We start from the raw sequence: 26,884 nt of genomic DNA, 5'->3' as shown, positions 1-26,884 counted from the left end.
AAAAAGCCAACTGATGTTGGCTTTTTTATTGGGTGTAATTTATGTAATACCAATCCCAATCCCAATCCGCATTCTGAGGGGGGGCACTTAATACAGTGCAGTGGTACAAGAAGTAGGTACTTCAGCGCCTAAAGGGTATTAGACCTCACGAATGACATGAGATAACGAATATAAACCTCGAGTTTCGATCGTTTGACGGCGAACCTCCTCTAAGGCTTGTGCTTCTTTTGCTTCGAACAGAGCGTTAATCAAGCGATTAAAGTGTTGATGCATCGCAGCGCGAGCAGCCTGAGTATCACGCTTCTTCAACGCTTGGTATATAACAGTATGCTCATGTAAACGCTTAGAGCTACTTTGACTACAAACGCCTTTATAAGCAGTTTTGACTTCAATATTGGTATCTCGAACTTGCCATAGGTTTTCCACGGCTAGCAATATCGCGTTATTACGTGTTGCGCGAGAAATAATCATATGGAAGTCACGATCAGCGTGTTCGGGATTCTCTTCTTGCTCCATCGCATCAAGGGTACTTTTTAAATCACGTAACTCCTCGTCAGTGATAGTCGTTGCAGCAAGTGCAGCAGCTTCGCCTTCTACTAACGCGCGCGCTTGAGTCAGTTCAAATGCACTAATGCTATGTAATTGCTTAGGTGCATTTTTATTTTCTAATACGTATACGCCTGAGCCTGTTTTTACTTCCACTCTCTCTCTTACTTCCAGAGCAATAATCGCTTCGCGAATAGTGGGGCGGCTCACGTCGAACGTTTCAGCTAGTTCGCGTTCTGGAGGTAAGCGACTACCGGGCTGGTACAGCCCAGATTCAATAAGTTGCTCAATTTTTTCGACTATATTCCAGAATAATCGACGACTCTTCATTTTAACTTCCCACTTTATATTGCATAACGATCTACTACTTGCAGGCATTCTACCACAAATGCAGATTATGCAAGTGCTTTAGAAATAGGTATAGCATATTTTAACAAGTATGTAGCATATAATTAACTGAGATTATTACCAATGATTATTTTATTGGTAATAACATATTTGTTAAATTGGTTAATATTAGTTTGACATTTAATTCGACTATTGGTTACATTGGATAGACGGTTCACGGAAAACCCAGCCAAACAGCGATAAATTATGTTTGGATTAGATAATAAAAAGTCGTGAACAGTTTAAGAACAGGTTACATCGCCAATTTACGCAAACCCTTTGTACCCTACACCTATGTGTATTTTGGCGATTCTTTTTGACCTGTTGTCATTTTCAAAGGGTGCTTTATACCCGCACGTGTAAAGCGCACTTATTATTTAACTGCATTGCAGTAAACGGCTTACAGTCAATTTCTTTTGCGAATGATTGTCCGTCGTTTCAAAAACGAGATTAGGCACTTACTTATGCGCGCGAATTTTCAATTATCTTCTTTGGCTCGTCCGGTCTATTTATCACTTGCGCTTCTTGCTTATGGCAATGCGTATGCAGCTGACTTGCTTGTTAAGACACCAGAAGCCTACGACCAGGCGCTAAAAAAAGCAAAACCGGGCGACGACATCATCTTAGCTAATGGTACGTGGCGCGATTTCGAAGTTTTGTTCGAGGCAAAAGGAAACGAGAACAAACCAATTACCCTGCGCGGTCAAACACCGGGTAAAGTCTTTCTTACGGGACAATCGAATCTGCGCTTAGCGGGTGAACATCTCATCGTTAGCGGTTTGGTGTTTAAAGATGGTTACACCCCCACAGGGGAAGTGATTGCATTTCGTCGGAATAAAGATGTGCTGGCAAGTCACAGTCGAGTGACGCAAGTGGTGATTGATAATTTCAGTAACCCAGAAAAATTTGAGCAAGACAGTTGGGTCATGGTGTATGGACGGCACAATCGTTTTGATCATAATCACTTGGTTGGTAAGCGTAACAAAGGCGTGACGATGGCTGTGCGCTTGACAACAGAATCTAGCCAGCAGAATCATCATCGAATCGATCACAATTATTTTGGACCGAGACCCATTTTAGGCTCCAATGGTGGCGAGACACTGCGTATAGGCACCAGTCATCATTCTCTCACAGACTCTTTTACCTTGGTCGAGAATAACTACTTTGACCGTTGTAACGGCGAAGTAGAGATTATTTCTAATAAATCCGGCAAAAACAGTATCCGCAATAATGTGTTCTTTGAATCACGCGGCACCCTCACCCTAAGACACGGCAACGGCAATATCGTTGAAAATAATGTCTTCTTCGGCAATGGCGTTGATCACACCGGCGGGATTCGAGTGATTAATCGAGATCAAATTATTCGTAATAACTACCTAGAAGGTTTGACCGGTTATCGTTTTGGCAGTGGGCTAACCGTAATGAACGGCGTGCCTAACTCAAAAATTAACCGTTATCATCAAGTAGATAATGCACTAATTGAAAACAATACCTTGGTGAATGTAGAGCATATACAGTTTGCAGCTGGCAGTGATAAAGAGCGCTCTGCTGCGCCGATTAACTCTAACATGAACAACAACTTGATCGTGAATGACCAGGGCACAGATGGAATAACCGCTTTTGATGATATCAGCGGAATAAAATTTAAGGACAACTTACTAAATCAAGACGCTAAGCCGAGCATCAACAAAGGCTTCGAGCAAGCGGATATTACAATGCAGCGTCATGACAATGGTTTGTTATACCCCGAAGCTAAGACACAGCAAAAGTACGGTGTCAGCACACAGCTCGAGCCTATTGGTAAGGATGAAGTCGGCGTTAGCTGGTACCCGAAAGTTGAGCCTGATGTGGCCTTTGGCTCAGGTAAGCATATCGCTGTATCGCCCGGCGACAACACCTTGTTTGACGCTATTGCTTCAGCTGAAACGGGCGATGTTTTGGTATTACAAGCAGGTGAATACTGGGTTTCAAAAATTCTGAGCTTAGATAAAACCTTAACTATCCGCGCGCAAGAAAAAGGCTCGGCTGTGATTTTCCCTCAGCGCTCTACCTTGATTGAAATTAACAACAAAGGCAATTTGACTTTAGATGGGGTCTACGTTGATGCCACCAATGCACCTGATGCTGCAGGCAACACACTCATTCGTACCACGCGTTTGCCGATGCAGCGCAATTATCGATTAGCGATTAAAAACAGCACGTTTGAGAACTTAGATATTAATCACTCTTACCACTTTTTCGATGCAGGCAATCGCAGTTTTGCCGACTATATTGAGGTGCAAGACAGCCAGTTTAAACACATAACGGGTGACTTGTTTCGCTTGAATAAAGAAACTGACGACTTGGGGATTTATAACGTGGAATACCTGACGATTGAAAACTCGAACGTTAGCGATCTTCAAGGTGCGATCGCTAAAGTATACCGAGGCGGTACAGATGAAAGCACTTTTGGGCCTCATGTTGTAATGAACAACAATATCTTCAACGAGGTTGGCAAAGGTAAACGGAATAAAAGCGCTGCGAGTTTAATTTTACATGGCACTCAGGTGAATAAAATGACGACGAATGAATTTAACAATTCAGCGCCTATCATTTTTGAACTCACCGTAGGTGAGCCTAAAACTTGGGTGACCGGTAATGTGTTTGAGGGAACGCCGGAACCTGTTGTTAGAGATTTATTTCCACTTAGTGGGGCAACGACAACAATAAGCGGCAATACAGTCCTTTAATCACTAAATGCGTTTTTTGGTCTAATAATGACGTTAGACAAACAAGAGTATAAAAATATGAAAATGAAAAATTTACGTTGGTGGGTTATTGCTTTAATCGCATTGGCAACAGTGATTAATTACATTGACCGTCAAGCACTTAGTGTTCTATGGCCTTATATGGGTAGTGAAATTTATCCAGAGAAAAACGCCGATGAACTTAAACAGGTTTTAGGGACAGTAAGCGTAGTATTTTTATTCTCTTATGCAATAGGTCAGGCCGTTTTCGGTAAAATATTTGACTGGATTGGTACCCGATTAGGGTTTGTTTTGTCTATTGGGGTCTGGTCTTTGGCCACTGCATTACATGCTTTTGCTCAAGGAGTTTTAACGTTTAGTTTTTTCCGTTCAATTCTCGGTATAGCGGAAGCTGGAAATTGGCCTGGAGCTGCAAAAGCTAATGCCGAATGGTTTCCAAGTAAAGAGCGTGCGCTAGCACAAGGTATTTTCAACTCGGGGGCAGCAATCGGCGGTATTATTTCTGTTCCATTAATTGCTTACTTAGCATTATTCTTCAGTTGGAAGGTTATTTTTGTACTCATAGGTTTAATCGGACTTTTATGGTTAATTCCATGGTTAGTACTAGTCAAAGCACCACCTATAAAGCATCCTTGGATAACTGACGAGGAGCGGGACTATATCTTGTCAGGCCAAAAATCTGTTAGTAACGAGACCGGCGAAGTAGATGAATATGTACCAAGCTATGGTGAAATGTTAGGTCGAAAAGAAAGCTGGGGCGTAATTATTGCGACTGCCGCAATTGACCCAATTTGGTGGTTGTTTATTGTTTGGATACCGACCTACTTAGTAGAAGTTTATAATATGGATGTTAAAGGCTTAGCAATCATAGGGTGGGTTCCTTATGTAGGCGCTATGTTCGGGGCTTGGTTTGGCGGTTTACTATCTCAAAACAGAATTAAAGCCGGTTGGAGTGTGAATAAAACACGTAAAACCGTAATCGTGCTTGGGTGTCTTATAATGCTGCCAGCATTATTGATGCTAGCTAACCCAGGTAGTGCCAACTCTGCGGTTCTTATTATGGCCGCTATATTATTTGGTTTCCAAACTTCAATTGGTAGCATCCAGACATTACCAAGCGATATGTTAGGTAAAGGTAGCGTTGGCTCGTTAGCTGGTTTCTCGGGTATGGCAGCTAAGTTTTCAGCAGCAGGTTTAACAGCGATAGTTCCAATTCTGACTGCTGGTGCAAACTACCATAATGTATTCATTCTTGGCGCTGCTCTGGCCACTATTGTAATGCTAAGTATCTTATTCCTTTGCCCTAAAATAGAGCCGCTAAAAAGTAAAAAATAAGTTATTCAATTTATATTAGTTAAAGCATCGAGTGCTTTATTAATCTCTTATATCCAGGGTGTTTTATGCAAAAAGTAGTGTTGATTGGTGAGTGCATGTTGGAATTGCGCGAAGGAAAAAATGGGGTAATGCATCAATCATTTGCTGGTGATGCCTACAATACTGCTGTTTATCAAAAGCGCGCCTTTCCTGAGCAAGATGTGAGCTTTATGAGCGCTCTTGGTAGTGACGTAGTGAGTGATAAATTGTTCAAGCATTGCGAGCAGGCCTCATTAAATAATCAGTACCTAACGCGTAAAAGTGAGCAAAACCCTGGGGTTTACTTAGTTCAAACCGACGAGCATGGAGAACGCTCCTTCCTTTATTGGCGTGAAAACTCTGCCGCTAGGCAAATCATGCGTTATATCGACAACGACATGATAGAAACCATGCTCGACAGTGACCTAGTGTTCTTCTCAGGCATTTCATTGGCTGTTATTCACTCAGATGACCGCCCCGCGTTTTGGGCTATGCTCAAGCGCTTGAAAGAAAGTGGGGTGAAACTGGCGTTTGATCCTAACTATCGCCCTCGTTTATGGGCGTCACCAGAAGAAGCTCAACAGCAATTTCACTATGCTTACCAGCTCACTGACATCTTACTTCCAGGTATCGATGATTTCGCGCAACTTTATGACCTAACACAGCTCAGCGAGATCCTAGAATTTTGCCAACCTTATGATATTCATGAATTAGTCATAAAAAATGGTGCTAACAGCGTCTATTGCCAGCTAGGCAGTAACCTTATTCACTTGCCCATAGCGTCGGTGAAAAATGTGGTAGATACCACCTCCGCAGGGGACTCATTCAACGGTGTTTACCTAGGAGCAAGGTTGGCCGGAAAAGAGATAGAGCACGCTGTGAGTCTAGCCTCAAAAGCAGCGGCTATTGTGATTCAGTATCCTGGGGCGATCACCCCTGAGTCAGATTTTATTGAGCGACTTAATCAACCATAGTTGACATTCATCACTGCAATTAATGTAAGTCTACGTTTTTATAACGATTTTTACATATTCTATATAACTAAACTGAATTATTAACTTGCACTCTAGCAGTGCATAGTTTGTGCACTGTTGTGAGTCAAATTGTAACAAAACTTTGGAGGGGCCTATGCCTACTATTGCATTTCCGGCTGAAATGAAAGCGGGCGAAAAGCGTTGTTCGCTTTTACCCGTTAACGTAAAGGCATACAAATTATTGGGTGCAGATGTACTGATTGAATCTGGCTTGGGTCAGCACATTCATGTAACGGACGAAGAATACATCGAGGCGGGAGCCAGCGTTTCATCAACGCGTGACGAGCTTCTTGCCCAAGGCGATATCGTTTTAAGTTTGCATAAATTAAGTGAAGACGATGTTGCTCATGTCAAACAAGATGCTTTAGTGGTTAGTTACCTTGACCCATTTAATGAGCCTAATTTTGTCGACACGCTTTGTAGTAAAGGCTTGACCAGCATCAGCATGGAGATGATCCCTAGAATCAGCCGTTGCCAGAAAATGGATGCCCTTAGTTCTCAGGCAAGTTTGGCCGGATATGTCATGGTAATGCAGGCTGTGAATACGCTGGCCAATGTACTCCCTATGATGATGACGCCCGCGGGTACATTGAAGCCAGCGAAAGTATTTATCATTGGTGCTGGGGTGGCTGGTTTACAAGCCATCGCTACTGCTAAGCGCTTAGGCGCGAGTGTTACCGCGTTTGATACACGTACCGTGGTTGCTGAGCAAGTACGTTCTTTAGGTGCGAAGTTTTTAGACATTGATTTGGGCGAAACAGGTGAAACAGGCCAAGGTTATGCTCAAGCACTGACACCAGAACAAATGCAAATACAGCAGCGTGAACAAGCCAAATGTATTGCGGATTCAGATATTGTAATTACAACCGCTCAGCTATTTGGTCGTAAACCGCCCGTGCTTATCAAGCAAGATACAATAGCGTCAATGCGTCCTGGCAGCGTTATTGTCGATATGGCGGCAGAAACAGGTGGTAACGTTGAAGGCAGTGTATCGGGAGAAACAGTTACTATTCATGGCGTGAATGTGATCGGTACAGGTGCATGGGCAAACGGGGTGGCAAAACACGCTACCCAGATGTATGCCAGCAACTTATACAATTTGATTAGCGAATTTTGGTCAAAAGACGATAACCGCTTCGCTTTGGATATCGAAGATGAGGTGCAATCAGGTTGTATTATTACCTATCAAGGAAAGGTCGTTAACAAGATGATTAGCGATTTTTATGCCGCACAAAAACAAACTACAAACGACGGGGTAGCGTGATGGAAGCCATATACTTGCTGTTTATTTTATTGTTGTCGATTTTTGTCGGCTTCGAATTAATTCAAAAAGTGCCTGCTACTTTGCATACACCGTTAATGTCAGGGGCGAACGCAATTTCTGGGATAACAGTGGTCGGTGCATTGGCCTTAGCGGGTGATGAGACGCTGGGTGAATATGCTATGTACTTAGGTGCATTTGCCGTGTTTCTAGCGACGATTAACGTTGTGGGTGGCTATTTGGTAACCGACAGAATGTTAGCCATGTTCAAGAAAAAGAAGTAGGCGGGACGAGATATGACATCAAATATAGATTTAGTGATTAATTTCACCTACGTAATTTCCGCGGCTTTATTTATTTTTGGCTTAAAGTTACTGGGGCATCCCTCTAGCGCACGTAAAGGCAACTTGGTCTCAGCTGTGGCGATGCTACTAGCGATTGTTGTCACCCTGCTAGATAACAACATTGTTAACTTCCAGTGGATTGCCATCGCTATGTTGGCGGGGGCCGTTGTCGGCTTTTTCGCTGCTCGCTTGGTCGCAATGACAGATATGCCTGAAATGGTTTCTCTGCTTAACGGCGTAGGGGGTTTAGCCAGTGTTTTCGTTGCTTGGGCTACTATACAAAGTGGTGCTGGGTTAACAGCGTTTATCTTGGTGGTAACCTTCCTTGCACTATTGATTGGTGGTGTGACTTTCTCGGGAAGTATCGTTGCATGGGCCAAACTAAGTGAGCGCATCACTGGGCGTGCTGTGACCTTTAGTGGGCAAGCCATCGTTAATGTGATTATTGTGTTAGCTATCATCGCCACAGGGTACGCCTTTGTTGCGCAGCCGGAGATTGCGCTTACTTCAGCACAAGTGCTGTATGTTGCTTTAGCGTTATCCTTACTGTTCGGTATTATGTTAGTTCTACCCATTGGTGGTGCTGATATGCCAGTGGTTATTTCGTTGCTTAACAGTTACTCAGGTTTAGCGGCTTGTGCTGCTGGTTTCGCATTACAGAATAATATTCTTATTGTGGCCGGTTCGCTGGTGGGCGCGAGCGGCATCATCCTGACTAACATCATGTGTAAAGCCATGAACCGGTCGTTAAGCAATGTTCTGTTCTCAGGGTTTATGCCAGTGCATAAGTCTGACATGGTCATTGAAGGCGAAGTGAAACCTCTGTCTGCAGATGATGCTTTTTATGTGTTAGAAGCAGCGCAGTCTGTAGTGGTTATCCCTGGTTACGGTATGGCGGTTGCTCAAGCACAGCACGTAATGAAGGAGTTACAACTGCAACTTGAAGATAACGGCTGCGAAGTGGCTTACGCGATTCATCCTGTAGCGGGGCGTATGCCAGGCCACATGAATGTATTGTTGGCTGAGGCAGATGTTTCGTACGAGCATTTATTTGAAATGGATGATATCAATAAGCGTATCGAAAACTTTGATGTGGCTATGGTTATTGGCGCTAACGACGTGGTTAACCCTGCGGCCCGTGAAATGAAAGGCAGCCCAATTTACGGCATGCCAGTAATTAACGCTGATTTAGCTAAAAACGTGTTTGTACTTAAGCGTGGTATGGCGTCAGGCTTTGCGGGTATCGATAACCCACTGTTCTTTAAACCGAACACGCGAATGATCTTTGGTGATGCAAAAGAAACCCTAGGTAATATCGTTAAGCAGTTTAACGACTAAGCACATCGCGGAAGTTTATTCTTTGCTGAAAGCCCCTGTTTAAAGGGGCTTTTTTATTTCACAGAGGGAGCTGTTGAGATAAACACTGCCTGATTCTTACCTTTTCGTTTGGCACAATACAGCCGTTCATCAGCCTGTTTTAAGTGCTGGGAGAGAGGCGTGCCGTCTTGTACTTCTGATACCCCGATACTAATCGTGATATTGATAGTGAGGGTGTCGTTACCAAATTGTGTGTGCTGTATGGTGTGACCCAAGCTTTCAATGATGCTTACAAGACTATCCATGGTGCAGTCTTTGAATAACACGACGAACTCTTCTCCGCCTATACGGTATACCTGATCATCACCAACAGTTTTACGGACGAGTTTGCTTAGTTGCAATAAAACACAGTCGCCGACATCGTGGCCAAATCTGTCGTTAATTTGCTTAAAGTCGTCGATATCAAGCAGCGCTACGCTTATATCGTCTTTATCTAGGTATTGGCTAAAGTGTTCCTGCAAGGCTAGGCGATTATAAGTTTGGGTGAGCGCGTCTCTGAGGGCTAAATTGACAAGCTTCTTTTCATTACTTTTGCGGCTCATTTCGTAACTATGTGAAATAACCCAGATAACGATGTAAGCCAAGACGAAATTAATTAGTATCGATATAACAGCATCTGTGTTTTCAATTTGTGTATTGAAGTACAAAATATTGACTTCGATAAGCAGTAAGGCAGCGCTGCCAACTAAGCCCACGCGCTTTCCAAATAGTAGGTATAGCAGAATAGGAAATGTGAGTAACCAAAATGGTAACCCGGATAATAAGCCTCCAAACATGCTGACGACACTATTTGCGAGAATATACAAAAACATGACAGCGTAACTGTGCCATTGCTGATAATGGCCCTTATGATGGTGCCAAGCAATAACAGTGCAAAATAGACATAACATTAGGTCTAGTGTTGCCAGCAGCCAGTAACCTTTAAGCACATTTGCCAGCGTGACAAGGGCTGCTGCAAAGGCGATGATCAGCGTCAGACCACGTAAGATACGTCTGCGCAATATTTCAGTCGTATCCTTTCCTGTCATACCCATACTTCAAGTATCCAGCCACTATTCACTGCGTTTTTAACCCACTAGAATTTACTTTGACGATGTAAGATTAGCTCACCAGATACAATTTGCGAGGATAATCAGTTTGATTTCAAAGTGCCAAATTCAGGTTCTAAATTTAAGCGCTAAAGTCACGGATGCCTTGCTTAAAGATTGGTGAGTACATCCGTATGTTTTCAGCAGAGGGTTCGTTGCGCCATCATTGGTGAATGGGGCAGGGCGAGCTGTGAAGATCACTGTTTTATATTGGCAGCCAATTTTTCTCTGTAGGGCGTGCAACCTTTGTATGCTTCTTTGTAACGCCAGCGTTTAATTGTTTTGTGGGTGTCTGTGAACACCGTTAACTCACACTCAACATTGACCTGAGTAGGTTGCATCATGGTCTTTGCTATAAGAGGGTCTTGTCCCTCAAGCCCAGTGGCTCGTTCCGTTTCTGTTACTAAATCAGTATGATTTTTAGTAATTTGATAGCGATATGTAATTTCGTTATCAATCAATTCAATATCGTCTGGAAAACCAATAACGCTGAAAAGGTGATTAATAGGTTCACCTTTAAACGGGGTTAAACCGTCTTCTAGTGGCATTAAACTGGCACAACCGGTTAACAGTGCTGGGATGAGTGTTAGGAAAGACGTTATTTTCATTAAGTCGCTTTTTTGGGATGTAAGGTTAAAGCAGAGACAATTCCTGCTGATTCAAGTTCAATTGCTATGTGACTTGTTGCATCAACACTACCTTGTAAGTCTGCCTAAGAAAATTCGAATATGAAAAAATTCAAAGAGTGGCGTTGCAAGCAATCAAAGGTATTTTACTATATGTTAGACATAATTATACATGCAGTATTGAGATAACAGACAGCATCATGAGCCTAAAAAGTGAAAGCACACAAAGTGATAACCAAGCCAATGTTACCCCCTCTTCGGTGAAGAGTCAGCGCGAACATAGCCATGGTCACTCACATCATGGCCACCACCATCATATCGACCCCTCATCATCGCGGATTGGGTGGGCTTTTTTGCTTAATGTAACCTTCACTATCATTGAGTTTATTGGAGGTTGGCTAACAAATAGCACGGCCATTATGGCTGATGCGGTTCATGATTTAGGAGATAGTTTATCCATAGGAACCGCTTGGTTGCTCAATCGCGCCGGCAATAAAAAAGCCACAGAACGATTTACCTACGGCTTTAAACGCTTATCGCTGTTAGCGGCCATGCTCAACGGTATTGTGCTTGTCTGTGGCTCTGTGTGGGTGCTGATAATCAGTGTACCGCGCTTATTTGCGCCAGAAATGCCGCATACCGAGGGTATGTTTTTACTTGCTTTGATGGGCGTGGCGGTTAATGGGGTTGCAGCGTATAAACTCAGTGCGGGTAAGAGCCTTAATGAGCGCGTTTTGAATTGGCATTTAATTGAAGATGTACTGGGGTGGGTAGCGGTATTGATTGTGTCAGTGGTGCTAATGTTCGTTAATATGCCTATTTTAGACCCATTGCTATCCATAGGGTTTACCTTATTTATTTTGTACAACGTAGTGCGCAATATACAAACCACGTTAACCCTTTTCTTACAAGGTGTGCCAGATGAAGCCCTGCATGATGATATCAGGCAAAAGCTCATCAATATTGAGTATGTGGGGGCGATACACCACCTGCATTTTTGGTCGTTAGATGGCGAACAGCATGTATTAACCGCACATTTAGTCCTTAAGAAAGTGTTGCAGCCTGACCACTTGGTGAAGATAAAATGTGAAGTCGCTGAGTGCCTTAGCGAATATGCCTTGGCGCATACAACCATCGAGTTTGAGTTTCCTGATGAAGCATGCCGCGATGATTAACCCGCTTGTTATTACGCAGGAAATTAACAAAAAAGGCTGATTGACGCATACTGTCAAGCAGCCTTTTTTATTCACGTATTAGGTGTTGGCTTTCGTGGCCTTATAACGCATCGGCATACAGGTAGGGGCCGGTCCAGCGGTAAACCTTACCGTTCATTTTCAGCTTATGCTTGGTATTTTGCGCGGCATCTGTATTCGATAAAATAAAGATACTTTTCTGCCCTTTAACGTTATCAATAGAAACAGCTGTATATTTGTCGTCATCGTGAATTACGGTCAATTGGGCGATGCTGCTATCAGAGTTAACCGATAACTCCGACACTGGGCTGTAACTACCATGGGGCTCGATAACAGAAGCAAAAGTGGTACTGGCCGTGTCTTTTCGGCGGATCATTAAAGCTGCGTCTCTACGCAAGTTGAAATCAGGATCATTGGCCCCTAAACGGGTGAGCAGCAGCTCATCTGCCGTTTCAGTCGCTGACGTTAACGTATAGTATTTGCCATTGCCTAGCCAAGAAAACTGCGTATTGCTCTGGGTGGGTTTACCTTTACCTTCTAAATAAAGATGTTGATAACCATTGTCGTCTCCTAATGGTTTAAGGACGGCAGGAGATTCGTACTCGAAGCTATCACTCAGCACTTGGCCCATATAGTAAAATGGTAAATCATACTGATTTTTCCGCTCTGACTTAACCTTCATAATATCCAGTAGAAATGGCTTTTCAAAACCGTCACTTTTTATCACGGCCATTGTTCTGTGCATCTGAGTATCAGGATAAGCGTTGCTCTCAATTGCGCTAACCACCTGCACATTTTTATTAGCGTCATCATAAAAGTACAAATCTGAGTGATGCTCACTGGCAATCTCATATTTCCCAGAGAAGTGCATTTGTTCATTTATCGACAAAGTATTATGTGCAATGGTGGTTTTAGCCCAAGTTTTGTTCTCTTTTAGATAGTTACCACCACCTTTTTGGCCGATATTTACGAAGCGAGCAAGGCCGTAATCCTGCAATACTTCATCGCCTTTTTCGTACAAAGAGAATGAAAGTTTGTCGTAGTGCCCGTGACTTAACCCCTGTGCGGCATATTTGAATACTAAGGTTAAGTCTTCATTGCCATAACGCAGAACGCCCACGCCACCTTGGTCACCTGCTTGACCGTCGCGCAAATTGATAGAGTTTTTAACGAAAGGTTTCGCCTTGCCGTCTCGCAGACCAATGGCAACAGCTAATCCGGATTGATCAAGAAGTACTTGGTTTTGCTTCTCAGCAATACTCAGCAACTGTGGGTTTTGATCACCGTATTGATAGGCAATATCGACCGCAGTGACTAACGCAGGAGTGTAGTATGACATGCCTTTTTGGCCGTCATTTAAAGGGAAAAACTCACCATCAGCATCGGTTAAGTTAAGCAGTGCGTCGACACCTTTAAGCAGTACATTGTCTTTATGTGAAAACACCTCCATTTCGGGTTTAACATGTTTCATCGCCAAACCAAAAATTAGAAATGGATACATGGCATAACGCTGGTAATAAGGGCCTTCGGTATAATAGCCATCTGGCGAGAACGGGTCGTCCAAGTTCGCTAAAAAGCCAGCTTTTTGACCCGCAACTTTGATAAAACCACCGTCGTTATCACGACCACCTAGTTCCAGTCCATCATCTTCAATACCGTATAAGGCTCTATCGAGTAACTCTTTGTCGTCCATGACTAGCGCAATCATTCCTACAGCGGCGTTACCCCAAGTACTGTGATTATGAACTCGGTTGTAAAACTGAGGGTTTTCAATTGAGATAAAATCAGCGAAAGGGCGAAATAGGTTGTTTTCTAACTTGTCACGTTCTTTAACCGTTAAAGTATCGTAAATGGCATCATAGGCCTGCGCCATATACACCAGCCAGTTACTGTCATTTAAGCACTGCCAAAACAGTTTGCCGCGAGCGTAGGAACGCTCTTGTGGATGCACAGGTAAGTCTTTATACATAGCTTCGTATTGAAAAAGCATGTCGCGAATATATTTTGCGTATTTGTCGTCTTGGAGTATTTGATAAAGTGCACCAGCTTTTTGTGCGGTGAGAAAATTAAGTTTGTGTCTTTGATGGGTGTACCCACCGGAAAAGTCTTTTGGGATTGGGGTGTCTATGCCTAACGCTATTTCAGCATCCACTTCATCTTTTATATTTTGCACAGACGCATCGAATAAAGGAACTTGTCCTAGATTATTTCTAATTTTCTCTACACCGGCTTTGGTCATAATCAGGTTCGGATGCTCCTGAGACTGCACAGCCAAGGGCGTATTGAGTGCAGCTGCCACTAACAGCAAGGCAGTGATTTTCATTTTTTTCATCGCTATTGTCTCCGGTTAAGCGCATGTTTTAGGGGAGTCATAGTTTAATTCAGCGGATGCCTGTCCGAGCAGTGTCGTGCTTGGAAGTCGGTAGGTATTTATGTACTTTCTTCACAACAGCATGTTTTATTGTCTAACTACAAGATCTAAAAAAACTCTTCAAATAGTTGAGTAGTAAATAACGGCTAACCCCAGCAGTGCGCTGGGGTTAGCTTTTTATTTGCTTTTCATTGTTCTTGCTTGAACTCTCGTTCTAACAATTTAGAAGCGATAACTGGCGCCAAAGGTAATACGACGGTCTGTTATACCCTGAGCACACAGTAAAGCATCTTCGTTCACACAAGACTGAGTAATGTCAGACTCGGTTAGGTTAACGGCTTCAACCCCCAAGTTTAATTGGTCGTTCACATCATAACTGATGCTGGCATTAAGCTGCCCTCTATCATGTGTTACAACTGGGAAGCCTAACGTTGAGTTTAAGCTTGCGCCCGCTGCGGTATCTTCAGTGCGGAACGCTTCACGCCATGTGTAGCGCACGCGAGCTGATAAACCATACTTTTCATAATATAAAGTAAAGTTGTAGGCATTCTCGGAAAAGTCGAGTAAGCCTCGCTCGGACGTTACTTGTACAAATTGACTGTCATCGTAAATACCGTTTATTGCATTGAATACATCGGTGCCGCGGGTGGCTGAAGTGTAGAAAGCTGAACCGCCGTCAAATTCTTGCACAGTGTAGTTAGCTAAAATACCGAAACCTGACGCCCAACCTAGATCATCCTCAAAGCTTGAAAGGTCATACTGAAATGCCATTTCTACACCTGACTGAGTGGTGGTAGCTGAGTCATTAAAGAATGTTTCAACGTCAACACATAGGCCTGTTGTGTTCGGATCACCTAATACGTTTGGCTGAACAGCTGGATTATAGATACCGCCACCTGAACAAGCAGGGTTACTATCACGTAGCCCGTTAGCATCAAGGGTTGCACTTTCTAAGTTAGTGACAAATAGGTTGGTACGATCTTTCTTGAAATAACCGATACTGACAACAGCAGCTTCAGCAAAATACCATTCAGCTGACAAGTCAAAAGAGGTTACTTCTTCGGGTTCAAGCCCAGCATTACCAATTTCAACAGATTGGTTTTCATTAGTGCCAAAGGATACAGATGTGTTCAAGTCACCGAAGTTAGGGCGCAAAATATCTTTGCCCCAACCCAGACGCAACACGACATCTTCGGCTACATCTGCGACAAGGTTCAAACGAGGAAGTGTATAACTATAATCGCCTTTGTTTGTTACGGCAGATACAACACCGTTTATTTCGGTATTACCTATAGACTCTATATCTGTTTCTATATGGCGAACGCCGATATTACCGCGGAGCATTTCGTACTCGAAGTTAGCTTGTGCATACAAAGCGTGGGTTTTCTCTTCTATGTTAAAAATCTCTGTAGAGTCAGGTACTAAGTTTGCTAAATCTTGATTACCGCCGTGGGCAATAATAGCCGACTCAAGTATCTCTAAGGTTCCATCTCGATCACTGAAAGCACGGTCCGGGTCGACTATCAAGAAATTACGAAAAGCTAATTCTCTGCCATCGGCATCACCAAAATGATCCGGGCCTTCAACTAATAACTCTGAGAACAATGAACCATTAGGGCTATCGACCAACTTACTGAATCCACCAATACGGTCTGAAATGCTGACCGCGCTGTGCTCAGTTTTATTGTAGCGATAACCAAAATCGACAGAGGTAACAATGGAATCATCTATGTAGTAAGTAAAATCAGTGCGAAAGGCATCTTCTGAGTTTTCAGTTGTGCTACGTGTTATATCGACCTGATCAAGCACGACATTGTTAGGGTCTAACAAATCGGCAACTGTGGGGGCGAATGGTGAGGCGAAATCTATACCAAACGCCAATGAATCACCGGTTAGGTCATAAATAAATGGCACACTGTTGTCATTGCTGGTGTCATCGGTTGGATTACCGTTTTCATCGAGATTGTCCAGCGGTGTAAGCGGATTGGGGTTAATGAAGTTCAATTGGGTATTAAGTGAAGGGGTTTCGGTATCAGAGCTTGCGCTTGAAAATTCAAAACTAGCGAACAAGTTTTCACCTTGCCACTCACCGCCTAATCTAAATATTTCAGTATCTGTGATCCGCGCACCAGTATCACTGTTAAAGCGCAGGTTTGGATCATCGTCATCAACACCCAAATTAGGCTGAATCGTGCCTCTTACTGCGGCTTGTATGCTGCCTAAATTCACGCCATCAAGAGAGCCAAAATTAACGGTTTCAAATTCAGTTGGTAAGCTGTGGTTTAGTACACTGCTAACACCAGATGCTTGTACTCGAGTGCTATCTTGACGGCGCTCTTGGTCAGTAATAACCGCATCGAAGAAAAATTTCATGTTGTCGTTTGGCGCAAATTCAAACGTTGTCGCGATGTTGGTCGTTTCATATTCGAAGTTTTCTAATTCTTGGTTCAAGAATTGAATACCAAGAAAATCGAACGATTGGGCTACAGGTCTGTCTGTTGCCTGGTCTTCTAGTTCCCCACTTCGAATAACATCTGCGTTAACATTCTCAACTAAGCTGCCATCACGATCTAAGCGTGGGCGAAACGAGGTGGCTTCTTGTTTGGTATAGCTACCGCTGATAACAAAACCGAATCTACCGGAGTCAAGTTCCCAGTTATCGCCGTATGCACCTGAAACCCTTGGCTGCACACCGTCAGTTGTTAAGCTGCTGTCTTCGCCTTGCAAGCGAATAGAACCCAAAGTCTCTGTTAGTTCAAGGGGGCGTATAGTCCGTAGATTAATCGTGCCGCCTATCGAACCTTCGGTGGTTTTTGCTTCTGGTGCTTTGGTTATTTCAACTCCCGCAATAATAGCTGCAGACAAATCTTCAAAATTCATTCCGCTACGTCCAGCACCTGAACCTACTGTTGAGGCACCGTTAATTTCGACTCGGTTAGCATTGCTGCCTCGAATTTGTACGCCAGTCCCGATACCTGCTGTTCTGGTAATTTGAATACCTGTTACGTTTTCCAGCACCTCAGCCAAGTTTTGGTCTGGTAACTTGCCGATGTCTACAGCTTCAATGACTTCGATCAGGTTATTTGTTTCACGCTTTTCTAGAAGAGCACTCGTAAGTGAACTACGTATTCCTGATACAGCGATGACTTCGACGTCTCCCTCTTCAACTGGCTGAGCTTCTTGAGCAAGAGCGGATGAAGCAAAACTTAACGAAGTAGCTGATAACACCGCTAAGGTAATTTTAGATAGTTTGTGTCCCATTTGTGTCTCCTAGTGCAGCGAATAAAGGGCTGAGTGGACCCCTTTCACACCACATTGTTAATTTTTAGTTATTGCACCTTGCAACATTGAAATTACATAAGGTCTGCAAAACGCTAACAAGGTTGTTACAAAAGTATTCCAAAAAAACAAATTGGTCAACCTTTAATCTGATTTAAAAGCTTCGGGTGTGCTTGTTTTGGTAATGCCAATATTATTGCCTGTATATTACCAGAGAGGGGAGGTGTGGGGTTTGTTCTTATAAACCCTATTTATAACAATGTGTTATGGTATTTTCATTTAATGGTCTATCTATTCATAATGACTCTATTCTAGTGTCAAATAGAGCATGTTAGTTTTTGGTTATAAGCTATTAGTTGTTTAACAAAGTTGAAATGGTCATGATTATTTTATTAACATGCCTAGAGGGGAATATGGTATTGGTAATACATTGGTAGAATTTTAGTCTATAAAAGAATTAATTTCCTATTTCGCTTTATCGCTAAGTTGGTCAGTTAACAATATTAAAAATCTAATCTGTATAGCGGAAGCACCGCGCAAGCTTAAAGGTGAAACTGAATGAAATTAGAACGCTTAAAAGTCACCTCGCTAAGTAAGATTAACTCGGTGGTTCGCACGCCAGGGTATGACGCTTGTGATTTGACGCCGGGTATAGTGCATTTCGGCACGGGCAATTTTCATCGTGCCCATCAGGCGGTCTATTGCGATACGTTATTGAATCAGGGGGATACTCAGTGGGGAATAACCGGAGTTTCGCTTCGCTCGTCAACTATGCGCGATAAACTTGCCCCACAGGATCATTTATACACATTAGCCGTCTTAGGTGAACAAGAAACGGATTATCGCATTATCGGTTCGATGCTAACCCTATTGGTCGGCCCAGAAGATCCTGAAGCTGTGATTGAGATTTTAGCAAAACAGCAAACGCAACTCGTTACAACGACGATCACTGAGAAAGGTTACTACCTTAAAAATGGGGTAATTGACATTGAATGTGCTGATATCGCTCACGATCTTGAGTCAATCATGCTGCCGAAAACCACCTATGGCTATCTTGCTGCAGGGCTAATAAAAAGAAGCTTACTTGGTGGCTTACCCATCACAGTCTTGTGCTGTGACAACATGAACGGCGGGGGAGAGTGTTTAAAAGAAGGGGTGCGATTGCTTTTGGCCAAGCACAGCCCTGAAACGTTGCCATGGTTTGACGCGAATGTGGCATTTAGCGCATCTATGGTTGACAGAGTGACCCCGGCAACTGATAACACGTTGAAAGATAAAGTCGCTCAAGCTTTAGGCGTTGCAGATGTTGCTCCGGTGGCTACCGAGCCATTTAGTCAGTGGATTATTGAAGATAAATTTGCAGGTACACGCCCAGCATTTGATAAGGCCGGAGCGCTATTTGTTGAAGACATTGCACCTTTTGAGCGCGTGAAATTACGTTTTCTAAATGCTGGGCATTCTATGCTCGCAGCCCTTGGTTATTTAGCGGGGGATCGCTTCATTCATGAATCGCTGCAACGTTCTTCATTGGCGCGTTTTACTGAACAGGCACTCAAAAAAGATGTGATGCCGGTCACTTTAGTCCCCGAGGTAATAAACGCCGAAACCTATATCGCTCAAGTCCTTACGCGGTTTCGAAATGCTAACTTGCCCTATGCCGCGCTGCAGGTGGGTACGGATAGCTCACAAAAAATTCAGCAACGTTGGTTCCCAAGTATTGACGATGCGCTTGAACAAGGCAGAGATGCTCGTTATTTGGCCTTCGCACTGGCGGCATGGGGGCATTTTATCCACAAGGCGTTAGTGAATGACGATCTTAACGACCCATTAAAGGCGGATTTTGCTCGCTGTGCCTCATCGGGTCAATCGTCTGATCTGAAGGTGTTTTTGACCTTGGCTGGCGCAAACAAATTCCGCTTTTTTGCGCATCAAGAATTTATGGCGTCAGTACATCGATATCACTGTGTCATTAGTGACATGGGTGTTGAGCTAGCAATTGAGCACAATTTTTAATGATCTATTTTAATCACAAGACTGAGAAATACCATGCGTGAATCCTGGAGATGGTTTGGGCCTAATGATCCTGTAACCATAGATGAAATAAGACAAACGGGTGCCACTGATGTGGTCAGTGCACTGCATACCATTGCTACTGGTGAGGTTTGGGAAATTGACGCTATTCGCCAGCATAAGGCGTTGATTGAAGAATGCGAGCCGGGGTTAGCACCGTTAACCTGGAGTGTGGTTGAAAGTATTCCTGTGCACGAGGACATCAAATTAGCGCGTCCAGGACATGAAAAATATGTGCAGAATTGGATAACTTCAATGGAAAACCTCGCCAAGTGCGGGATCAAAACCATCTGTTATAACTTCATGCCAGTCATTGATTGGACGCGTACAGACTTAAACTTCAAGTTGCCTAGTGGTGCCTATGCGCTGCGGTTTGATCAGAAGAAGTTTGCCGCTTTCGACTTGTTTATTTTACAACGTGAAAACGCTGAAGCTGAATATACGGCTGATGAAATAGACGAAGCGAAAGCTATTTTTGCGGATATGTCAGAAGAAGAAAAAACCAAACTGACGAACAATATTATTGCCGGTTTACCGGGCAAAATGACCGATAGTTACGGGTTAGATGATTTTCGCAATATGTTAGCGAACTATAAAGATGTGAGCAGTGATGTATTACGCAAGAATCTGTTCGCGTTTTTATCTAGCGTTTTACCCCAAGCAGAGGCGCTGGGCGTAAAGCTCGCGATCCACCCGGATGATCCCCCGCGTGACATGTTGGGGCTGCCAAGAATTATCTGTACTGCCGATGATTTAAACATTCTATTCGATGCGCTGCCAAGCCCGTCGAACGGCATTACTTTGTGTGTGGGGACTTATAGTAGCCGACCCGACAATGACTTGCCTGCTATGGCTAAGCAATTTGGGCCGCGTATTCATTTTTCGCATTTGCGTGGTGTTAGCCGAGATCCGAGCGAGCAACGTTCGTTTTTTGAGGCCAGTCATCTCGATAGCGATATTGACATGATCCAAGTGGTTAAAGCTTTACTCGATGAAGAAACACGCCGCAGCGCGTCAAGCCCCAACGAGCAGGGAATTTTTATTCGCCCTGATCATGGCCATCAGATGATGGGCGATATCGGCAAAGCGGTTAATCCGGGCTATTCGGGAATTGGTCGTATGAAGGGCTTAGCAGAAGTGCGCGGTGTTATTCGCGCTTTATCGGCACTTAAATAACGACATTCATTAACTCACAGGTGTTTCGGGGGCGTTGTACTCGCGCCTCTCCCCTGTGTTTTAGACCTATGTATGCGTACGAATGGTATCGGTTAGGGTAAAGATTCAATTCGTCATTCACAGTCATTGTTCTAATAAAAATAATATGTGGTACTTATGAATAATCTAAAGACGTTTTTTGCATCATTACTACCCGGTATCTTTCTGTTTGGGTTTACCGTTGGCACAGGTAGCGTAACCGCCATGGCAAAAGCCGGGGCCGACTATGGCATGTCATTGCTGTGGACCATTTTTATCTCCTGCGCGATCACTTATTTTCTCATTCAATTGTTTGGTAAGTTTACCTTAGTCACCGGCCTTACCGCTCTGCAGTCTTTCCGACAACACATACACCCTGGCGTGAGTATCTTCTTCATTGTTGCTCTAACAACGCAAATTTGCGGCAGTGTCATTGGCGTGATGGGGATATTGGCTGATGTATGTTACGAATGGTCGAAAACGTTTATAGAGGGCGGCATTTCTCAGCTGTATTTTGCGCTGTTTTTTATCATATTTGTGTACGTTATTTTTCTGATCGGAAAAACCGAAGTATTTGAAAAAGTTCTGGCGGCTTTTGTGGCCATCATGGCGCTGTGTTTTTTAATTAATTTCGCCATTTTAATGCCTCCCGCCATAGAGATTCTCAAGGGTATGGTGCCTAATGTGCCAGAAACAGGCCCAGGCAAAAACTCATTTTTGGTCATTGCGTCTATGGTGGGCACAACGGTTTTCTCTGGGTTATTTATTCTACGGACCATATTGGTAAAAGAAGCTGGCTGGACAATGGCCGACTTAAAAACACAAAACAGGGACGCCTTATTCTCGGCGTTTCTGATGTTTATTGTGAGCACATCCATCATGGCTGCAGCTGCAGGCTCGCTTTATGTGCAGGGGATCACTTTGGTCCATGTCACGCAGATGATAAATCTTTTAGAGCCTTTAGCGGGCGCAGCCGCGGTAGCCATTTTCACTATAGGGTTGATTGCAGCGGGTGTGTCATCTCAATTCCCCAACGTGGCTTTATTGCCTTGGCTGTTGGATGACTTTCACCAGCGTCAAACTGATCTGAAACGGCCAAGTTATCGGATCATGGCGCTAGTGATTTCTTGCTTAGGGTTAATTGTACCGATTTTTAATGCCAAGCCTATCGCTGTCATGGTCAGCTCCCAAGCGTTCGGTGCACTGGTTTTACCTGCCACCGTAGGGTGTATTTTCTATATTGGAAATAAAAAGAGCCTGATGGGGGAGCATCAATTTACTAGGGTGACCAATGTACTTTTGATACTGATTTTCGCCTTCGCGTTGATCATGAGTTACATGAGTCTCACTGGTATTCTGTCTACGTTACAGGCGGCGTAATAAGGGGCGCCAATGCGAAAAATTGTCAATGTGATAGGCGATAGGTTTACCGTTTTTATCTGTAGAACCGTCTTTTAACGCTGCGATAACAGCAATGGAAATATACAACAATGAAACACATTATTAAGTTTACCGCTAACCGAGTGTGGCGAACCTATCAGGGAGGAAAACTCCTCGATACGATTGAAAAAAAGAGCAACCCTGAAGATTCAAGCTTTCCAGAAGATTGGATTGGCTCCACGGTCGAGGCGCGTAATGTGGGCCGCGAGCATATCAGTGAAGGCTTAGCTATGGTGCCCACAGAAGATGGCCAGCCTGTCGCATTTCGTGATTTGCTTAAGCAAAACCAAGGCTATTTCTTAGGCCAAGAGGGCGACAAAGCACGCACTTTGGACGACATACCTTTGGTTAAATACCTTGATAGCGCGACCCGTCTGCATTTTCAGGCGCACCCCACGCGGGAGTTTGCCCAACAGCGACTCGGTTTACCTCGGGGGAAAACCGAAGCCTACGTAATTTTAGAAACCCGAGAAGAGGTAAGCGAACCCTATATTTATGCAGGCTTTCAGCGGCCGCCAAGTCGCGAGCAATTAAAAGAGTGGATTGAAACCCAAGATATTTCATCCATTGAGGCTTGTTTCGATCGTATTGCAGTTAAGCCCGGTGATGTGTTTCTTATTCCAGGTGGTCGTCCTCATGCACTGGGCGAGGGTATATTGATGCTAGAAATCATGGAGCCCTCTGATCTTGCTGTTAGGTTTGAGTTCGAGCGTTGTGGGTATGTTATTCCTGAGCAAGCACGATTTATGAACCAAGGAATAGAAACCGCATTAGATGTGTTTGATTTTAGCCCCGTCCCCCCAGAGCAGGTTGATGCTGAGTTTCGCTGTCATCCCCAGGTACTTAACACTGATGCCCAAGGTAATACACTAGAGGAGCTTATTGGAGCACAGGACACCTCTTGCTTTACCATCAGGCGAGCCAGCGTAAGCGGCAAATTTAGTCGCGAAGAGGAAGCGTTTTTCTTTGGGGTGGTCACACAAGGTTCGGGTACGTTACGTATCGGTGATGAGGTGACGGAGCTTAAGCAATGGGAGCGCTTCTTTTGCCCTGCTGGGGTCAGAGAATTTGAGTATGAATCAACATCAGGCATGTCGATATTAGAGTGTTATCCAGGCAATACCTAAAGTCACCTTTTAAAGGAATTGGTATTACTGCTATTTATTCAAGGAACGAAAAGTATTTAAGGCATGAAGCACATTAAAAGCCATCAAATTTGAGCGTATTACACTTTGATTTGATGGCCTTTAATATAGGGTTATTTTTGCGGGGCTTTAGCCGGGCCTGTCACCAAACGTGAAAAGGTCACTTGGGCGTAATCTCCGTTTTCTTTGTCTGTTTTCCAGTCGCCTGTTCCCAAACATGCTGGGTACCACATACCCGGATCATCTTTAATGCTGCACTGATCGTAGGCACCAGCTTTAAAGAAGTTAGCATCACCGGTATAACCATTTGGGTGGTCTAGTTTATCAACTTGACCGTTAGCATCGACGTTGTTCGCTAAATTTATCTCGAAGTGTTTAGTACCTAGGCGTTCACTGGTGAAGGTTAGATACATGGTGTTTTGATACACGTTCACTTCATAGCTAAAGGGTTCATCAAGTGCGATACCTTGCTCGCCAGGCGCGGTGGTTTCATCCCAAGGCGTGCCCCACACCGAGTAGCTGACATCTTGCCTGTTTGGATCTTCTTTAGCTAAATTACGCTCGTAATTCCAAAAGACAGAACCGTATTGATGCTCAGGCCATTTTTTATAGTAGATTTTTAACGGCTCGTTTCCATAACCATAGCCATCTCCTTGCGCCACGCGCGTTTTGTCTTTGGTGGCATGAATTTGCCCAACCACTACCGAGAACGCAGGGGGCTTATTCGGATATTTTGCGCGTTTGGCGACGTGGTTGACAGCAAGGGTTGCTTGCAGATTGCCACCTATTTGTCCGTATTGCTCAGCGTCTTTGTTGGCTTGTAATGCAAAGTTGTTAGCAAAGCCGTCTTTTTTACTGTTCATGCCGCCGACCACGTGATGTAACTCGCTGCGGGTATTGCTCGAATTAGGCGTGGTAAAGGCTTTATTTGGAGTGGCAAACACCATGTTGCCTTCGCCATTTAGGTAAAAGAAATCAGGGTGTGCAAAGGTTTGTATTTCTTTAGCGCTGATACCATCGACTTTGCCATCATTGTTGTTATCCGTAGGGATGGTGATTTTCCAATGGGTTAAATCGAATTTATCAGCAGGGACTAACTGGCTTTTTTCATTGCCGCTATGAGTTGCATTGCAACCAGCAAGTGTTAGGAAGCTGATGGCCATAAAGCCTATTTTTCTGGTTTTCACTTTCGGTACTCCTTTTTAAAAACCCCTAAACTGTTAAGCAGAGGATTCAAGCGATTTCTAAGCGCGCGATGATGGATTTAACAATAACGTTCGGTGGTGACTGAATGTCTACCACATGGGCATCAACAGGTAGCTCCAGTGTATTTAGTTGCGAGTCGAGTAGTTTTGGCTCGAAAAAATGCCCTTTACGCGCGGCCAAACGCTCACTAAGTAAAGCTTTTGAGCCATGAAGAATAATCCACTCAATCTTGTTGTGGCATTGAGTGGCTAAGGTTTCCCGGTACGCTGCCTTTAGGGCTGAGCACGCCAGTACAGCACCGCCTTGTTTTTCCCATGTGCGTAACTCGCTGGCTAAGGTTTCTAGCCAGGGTTGACGGTCTTGGTCATTCAGGGGCTGACCATTTTGCATTTTTTGTACATTGGACTCAGGATGAAAGTCATCTGCGTCATAAAATGGCAAGTCGAGTGTTTCAGCAAGCATTTTGCCTATGGTTGACTTGCCGGTTCCTGAAACCCCACCAACGATTAGAATCATGTTTTACCCTTTACCCTTATTACTCAAGAAGGCCTAGAATACCGTTAAATGAAATCAAAATTGAAAACATAAACGCTAAACCTAATACGATATTCAGTAGATAGCCCGCCGTATGCTCGTGCATCAGCTTCTTTTTATTAATCATTAATATAATGCCGAGTATGACCAAAGGAAGCACGAATACGTTAAATACTTGGCTTAATATCTGCCCTTGAATAGGGTTAAAACCAAAGACTGGGATCGTCAACGCGAATAATGCAGCTATGCCCGTAATGACACGAAATTGCGTTGATTTAGTGTCTAATTTACCCGAACGGTAGTCTTCTATCAGTAAGGGGGCGATTAGCATACAAGGAAATACTGACGATAAGCCCGCGGCTAATGTACCGAAAAAGAACACGGTGAGTGCCCCTTTACCTGCTATGGGCTCAAGTGCATTCACCATATCTAATACGTCAGTAATTTTTTTGCCTTCGTGATACAAAGATCCTGCGGCTACGGCCATAGCGGTGTCAATACGCACTAGCGAACTAGATTGAACAAGAGAATGAAGCTCACTACATACGTAGCGAGCTATGTTGCACTGCGTTTTCTTCAGTGGTGATTAAAATGCTAACTGATATCCCAAAGTAAGCATGTTATCCATATCCATCTGAACCGCGTTTACATGGTAGTTAATTGGTGTTTGGTACTCTAAGCCAATTCGATGTTTGTTCATTAAAACCGTGTTTACACCTATGGCGGCTTGTAGATTGTGTCCACCGTAATTAGCTGGGTTGGCCGTGGTGACAGGCGCTGTTATTTGGCTATCTTGGCCCTTGATATCTTCGCTGTGATTATAAATTAGGCGCAGTGATAGACTGGTTGATTGTGGCAACTGATACGCTAACCAGCTCGTTATCGAGTATTTGTCACCTACTGTATAACCTTCATCATTACGTTCAAGCGGTGTGGTTGTTAATACTTGCCCGCCCCAACTAAATTGTTGGTTTTTCCCTGTGTAGGTCAAGCCGAATTCCGCTTGATCGCTCCCTGAGCCTAGTTGCATAGAGTAGGGTAGACGCATCGTCATACGCATGTTCATAGGCGTGAGTACGTCGTCGGTTTCATTATTTGAACCACTGTCGATTACCCAAGACAAGTTAAAATGCAGATGATGATTTGCTGAATCGTACAAACGATAAAGCAAGCCTATTTTGCTGTCTGCTAGACCAGAGACTTCTGTTGAAAACTGGCCCAATACCGTGTCTCCCATCATGCCTTCAAACGTGGTTAAATCCATGTCACGTTCTAGGTAATTGAGCATTGCCATCAAAGTAATGTCATCGTTAGGTGCATACATAAAGCCCAGCATATGCATGTTGGTCGTCATTTCTTTTGGTACTACGCGCACCGTTGCAGGCGGAGCAAAAGGGTTGGCGATAGTGGTGGCGATATCGTTGGCTGAGATATCGCTACTTCCTTGCAGCATATCGGACATATTCATGCGCATATACCGATAGGAAAACATAAACTCCCCAGCAGCATGCATGTGGTCACCCATCACGCCGATAGGGGCGTGGTCATCAGGTCGTAAATCAGTGTGAGCCGTTCCCGCGTCGGCTAAAGCAAACGGGGCAGTAAAAGGGGCAGCAAGCGCTGCGCAATAAGCACTTAAAATGATCGTTTTGTTCATGTGTTTTCTCCTGTTCGTCATTAACACTTGCC

Annotated in this window: 20 protein-coding genes; 11 read left to right on the top strand and 9 right to left on the bottom strand. The window is 43.9% G+C overall.

The window, feature by feature from the left end:
• Nucleotides 1–138 precede the first annotated feature (138 nt).
• Nucleotides 139–876, bottom strand: coding sequence for a FadR/GntR family transcriptional regulator (locus GCHA_RS03005; RefSeq protein WP_007984899.1), 738 nt, complete (start codon nucleotides 874–876; stop codon nucleotides 139–141).
• Nucleotides 877–1,397: 521 nt separating this feature from the next.
• On the opposite strand from GCHA_RS03005, the gene GCHA_RS03000 reads away from it, so the two are divergent.
• From GCHA_RS03000 to GCHA_RS02975, 6 genes are all read left to right on the top strand, one after another.
• A complete protein-coding gene (locus GCHA_RS03000) occupies nucleotides 1,398–3,662 on the top strand; it encodes a polysaccharide lyase 6 family protein (RefSeq protein WP_007984897.1) in 2,265 nt (754 codons plus the stop codon).
• A 57-nt stretch (nucleotides 3,663–3,719) separates the two neighbouring features.
• Complete coding sequence (locus GCHA_RS02995; RefSeq protein ID WP_039992011.1) at nucleotides 3,720–5,015, top strand: MFS transporter; 1,296 nt, start codon at nucleotides 3,720–3,722, stop codon at nucleotides 5,013–5,015.
• Nucleotides 5,016–5,080: 65 nt separating this feature from the next.
• A complete protein-coding gene (locus GCHA_RS02990) occupies nucleotides 5,081–6,007 on the top strand; it encodes a sugar kinase (protein ID WP_007984893.1) in 927 nt (308 codons plus the stop codon).
• A gap of 154 nt (nucleotides 6,008–6,161) precedes the next feature.
• Entirely contained in the window at nucleotides 6,162–7,331 is a 1,170-nt protein-coding gene (locus tag GCHA_RS02985; RefSeq protein WP_007984891.1) for an NAD(P) transhydrogenase subunit alpha, read from the top strand.
• Nucleotides 7,331–7,612 (top strand): NAD(P) transhydrogenase subunit alpha part 2, encoded by a 282-nt coding sequence (locus GCHA_RS02980; protein WP_007984889.1) that lies wholly within the window; start codon nucleotides 7,331–7,333, stop codon nucleotides 7,610–7,612. Before GCHA_RS02985 ends, GCHA_RS02980 begins: the two co-directional genes overlap by 1 nt.
• Nucleotides 7,613–7,624: 12 nt before the next feature.
• Complete coding sequence (locus GCHA_RS02975) at nucleotides 7,625–9,010, top strand: NAD(P)(+) transhydrogenase (Re/Si-specific) subunit beta (RefSeq protein ID WP_007984887.1); 1,386 nt, start codon at nucleotides 7,625–7,627, stop codon at nucleotides 9,008–9,010.
• Between the two features lie 53 nt (nucleotides 9,011–9,063).
• Here the strand turns inward: GCHA_RS02975 and GCHA_RS02970 are convergent, their stop codons facing one another.
• Nucleotides 9,064–10,077: a GGDEF domain-containing protein gene (locus GCHA_RS02970; RefSeq protein WP_318248916.1), complete on the bottom strand. Its 1,014-nt coding sequence runs from the start codon at nucleotides 10,075–10,077 to the stop codon at nucleotides 9,064–9,066.
• 257 nt (nucleotides 10,078–10,334) lie between these two features.
• Nucleotides 10,335–10,745: a hypothetical protein gene (locus GCHA_RS02965; protein WP_007984883.1), complete on the bottom strand. Its 411-nt coding sequence runs from the start codon at nucleotides 10,743–10,745 to the stop codon at nucleotides 10,335–10,337.
• A gap of 218 nt (nucleotides 10,746–10,963) precedes the next feature.
• Here GCHA_RS02965 and GCHA_RS02960 point away from each other — a divergent pair, with 218 nt between their 5' ends.
• Nucleotides 10,964–11,938 (top strand): cation diffusion facilitator family transporter, encoded by a 975-nt coding sequence (locus GCHA_RS02960; RefSeq protein WP_007984882.1) that lies wholly within the window; start codon nucleotides 10,964–10,966, stop codon nucleotides 11,936–11,938.
• 100 nt (nucleotides 11,939–12,038) lie between these two features.
• On the opposite strand, the gene GCHA_RS02955 is transcribed toward GCHA_RS02960, so the two are convergent.
• On the bottom strand, nucleotides 12,039–14,288 hold the full coding sequence (locus GCHA_RS02955; RefSeq protein ID WP_007984880.1) for an alginate lyase family protein: 2,250 nt from the start codon (nucleotides 14,286–14,288) through the stop codon (nucleotides 12,039–12,041).
• 261 nt (nucleotides 14,289–14,549) lie between these two features.
• Nucleotides 14,550–17,588, bottom strand: a complete 3,039-nt coding sequence (locus GCHA_RS02950; protein ID WP_007984878.1) for a TonB-dependent receptor — start codon at nucleotides 17,586–17,588, stop codon at nucleotides 14,550–14,552.
• Between the two features lie 576 nt (nucleotides 17,589–18,164).
• On the opposite strand from GCHA_RS02950, the gene GCHA_RS02945 reads away from it, so the two are divergent.
• The 4 genes from GCHA_RS02945 to GCHA_RS02930 all read left to right on the top strand — a co-directional run bounded on the left by GCHA_RS02945 (nucleotide 18,165) and on the right by GCHA_RS02930 (nucleotide 23,437).
• Nucleotides 18,165–19,619 (top strand): mannitol dehydrogenase family protein, encoded by a 1,455-nt coding sequence (locus GCHA_RS02945; RefSeq protein ID WP_007984875.1) that lies wholly within the window; start codon nucleotides 18,165–18,167, stop codon nucleotides 19,617–19,619.
• Between the two features lie 33 nt (nucleotides 19,620–19,652).
• Nucleotides 19,653–20,852, top strand: coding sequence for a mannonate dehydratase (uxuA, locus tag GCHA_RS02940; RefSeq protein ID WP_007984874.1), 1,200 nt, complete (start codon nucleotides 19,653–19,655; stop codon nucleotides 20,850–20,852).
• Between the two features lie 156 nt (nucleotides 20,853–21,008).
• On the top strand, nucleotides 21,009–22,250 hold the full coding sequence (locus tag GCHA_RS02935) for an Nramp family divalent metal transporter (protein ID WP_007984872.1): 1,242 nt from the start codon (nucleotides 21,009–21,011) through the stop codon (nucleotides 22,248–22,250).
• 110 nt (nucleotides 22,251–22,360) lie between these two features.
• The gene (locus GCHA_RS02930) at nucleotides 22,361–23,437 is read left to right on the top strand and encodes a class I mannose-6-phosphate isomerase (RefSeq protein WP_007984868.1); all 1,077 of its coding nucleotides are present in this window, start codon (nucleotides 22,361–22,363) and stop codon (nucleotides 23,435–23,437) included.
• Nucleotides 23,438–23,568: 131 nt separating this feature from the next.
• Here the strand turns inward: GCHA_RS02930 and GCHA_RS02925 are convergent, their stop codons facing one another.
• The 4 genes from GCHA_RS02925 to GCHA_RS02910 all read right to left on the bottom strand — a co-directional run bounded on the left by GCHA_RS02925 (nucleotide 23,569) and on the right by GCHA_RS02910 (nucleotide 26,852).
• Nucleotides 23,569–24,642 carry a polysaccharide lyase family 7 protein gene (locus GCHA_RS02925; protein ID WP_007984866.1) on the bottom strand — a complete coding sequence of 358 codons (1,074 nt, stop codon included), beginning with the start codon at nucleotides 24,640–24,642 and terminating at the stop codon, nucleotides 23,569–23,571.
• Between the two features lie 46 nt (nucleotides 24,643–24,688).
• Complete coding sequence (locus tag GCHA_RS02920; RefSeq protein WP_007984864.1) at nucleotides 24,689–25,177, bottom strand: gluconokinase; 489 nt, start codon at nucleotides 25,175–25,177, stop codon at nucleotides 24,689–24,691.
• 19 nt (nucleotides 25,178–25,196) lie between these two features.
• Nucleotides 25,197–25,700 (bottom strand): divalent metal cation transporter, encoded by a 504-nt coding sequence (locus GCHA_RS02915; protein ID WP_318248915.1) that lies wholly within the window; start codon nucleotides 25,698–25,700, stop codon nucleotides 25,197–25,199.
• Between the two features lie 81 nt (nucleotides 25,701–25,781).
• Nucleotides 25,782–26,852 carry a transporter family protein gene (locus tag GCHA_RS02910; protein ID WP_007984861.1) on the bottom strand — a complete coding sequence of 357 codons (1,071 nt, stop codon included), beginning with the start codon at nucleotides 26,850–26,852 and terminating at the stop codon, nucleotides 25,782–25,784.
• Nucleotides 26,853–26,884 lie beyond the last annotated feature (32 nt).

It is taken from the genome of Paraglaciecola chathamensis S18K6 (assembly GCA_000314955.1).
In the GTDB taxonomy this organism is placed as follows: Bacteria; Pseudomonadota; Gammaproteobacteria; order Enterobacterales; family Alteromonadaceae; genus Paraglaciecola; species Paraglaciecola chathamensis.
The sequence above is the reverse complement of the archived record's forward strand: the minus strand, read 5'-3'. Positions and strand labels throughout refer to the sequence as shown.

Excerpts from the sequence above, each read along its gene's own strand:
- GCHA_RS03005 (WP_007984899.1), bottom strand. The coding sequence starts at position 876 with ATGAAGAGTCGTCGATTATTCTGGAATATAGTCGAAAAAATTGAGCAA.
- GCHA_RS03000 (WP_007984897.1), top strand. The coding sequence starts at position 1,398 with ATGCGCGCGAATTTTCAATTATCTTCTTTGGCTCGTCCGGTCTATTTA.
- GCHA_RS02995 (WP_039992011.1), top strand. The coding sequence starts at position 3,720 with ATGAAAATGAAAAATTTACGTTGGTGGGTTATTGCTTTAATCGCATTG.
- GCHA_RS02990 (WP_007984893.1), top strand. The coding sequence starts at position 5,081 with ATGCAAAAAGTAGTGTTGATTGGTGAGTGCATGTTGGAATTGCGCGAA.
- GCHA_RS02985 (WP_007984891.1), top strand. The coding sequence starts at position 6,162 with ATGCCTACTATTGCATTTCCGGCTGAAATGAAAGCGGGCGAAAAGCGT.
- GCHA_RS02980 (WP_007984889.1), top strand. The coding sequence starts at position 7,331 with ATGGAAGCCATATACTTGCTGTTTATTTTATTGTTGTCGATTTTTGTC.
- GCHA_RS02975 (WP_007984887.1), top strand. The coding sequence starts at position 7,625 with ATGACATCAAATATAGATTTAGTGATTAATTTCACCTACGTAATTTCC.
- GCHA_RS02970 (WP_318248916.1), bottom strand. The coding sequence starts at position 10,077 with ATGACAGGAAAGGATACGACTGAAATATTGCGCAGACGTATCTTACGT.
- GCHA_RS02965 (WP_007984883.1), bottom strand. The coding sequence starts at position 10,745 with ATGAAAATAACGTCTTTCCTAACACTCATCCCAGCACTGTTAACCGGT.
- GCHA_RS02960 (WP_007984882.1), top strand. The coding sequence starts at position 10,964 with ATGAGCCTAAAAAGTGAAAGCACACAAAGTGATAACCAAGCCAATGTT.
- GCHA_RS02955 (WP_007984880.1), bottom strand. The coding sequence starts at position 14,288 with ATGAAAAAAATGAAAATCACTGCCTTGCTGTTAGTGGCAGCTGCACTC.
- GCHA_RS02950 (WP_007984878.1), bottom strand. The coding sequence starts at position 17,588 with ATGGGACACAAACTATCTAAAATTACCTTAGCGGTGTTATCAGCTACT.
- GCHA_RS02945 (WP_007984875.1), top strand. The coding sequence starts at position 18,165 with ATGAAATTAGAACGCTTAAAAGTCACCTCGCTAAGTAAGATTAACTCG.
- uxuA (WP_007984874.1), top strand. The coding sequence starts at position 19,653 with ATGCGTGAATCCTGGAGATGGTTTGGGCCTAATGATCCTGTAACCATA.
- GCHA_RS02935 (WP_007984872.1), top strand. The coding sequence starts at position 21,009 with ATGAATAATCTAAAGACGTTTTTTGCATCATTACTACCCGGTATCTTT.
- GCHA_RS02930 (WP_007984868.1), top strand. The coding sequence starts at position 22,361 with ATGAAACACATTATTAAGTTTACCGCTAACCGAGTGTGGCGAACCTAT.
- GCHA_RS02920 (WP_007984864.1), bottom strand. The coding sequence starts at position 25,177 with ATGATTCTAATCGTTGGTGGGGTTTCAGGAACCGGCAAGTCAACCATA.
- GCHA_RS02910 (WP_007984861.1), bottom strand. The coding sequence starts at position 26,852 with ATGAACAAAACGATCATTTTAAGTGCTTATTGCGCAGCGCTTGCTGCC.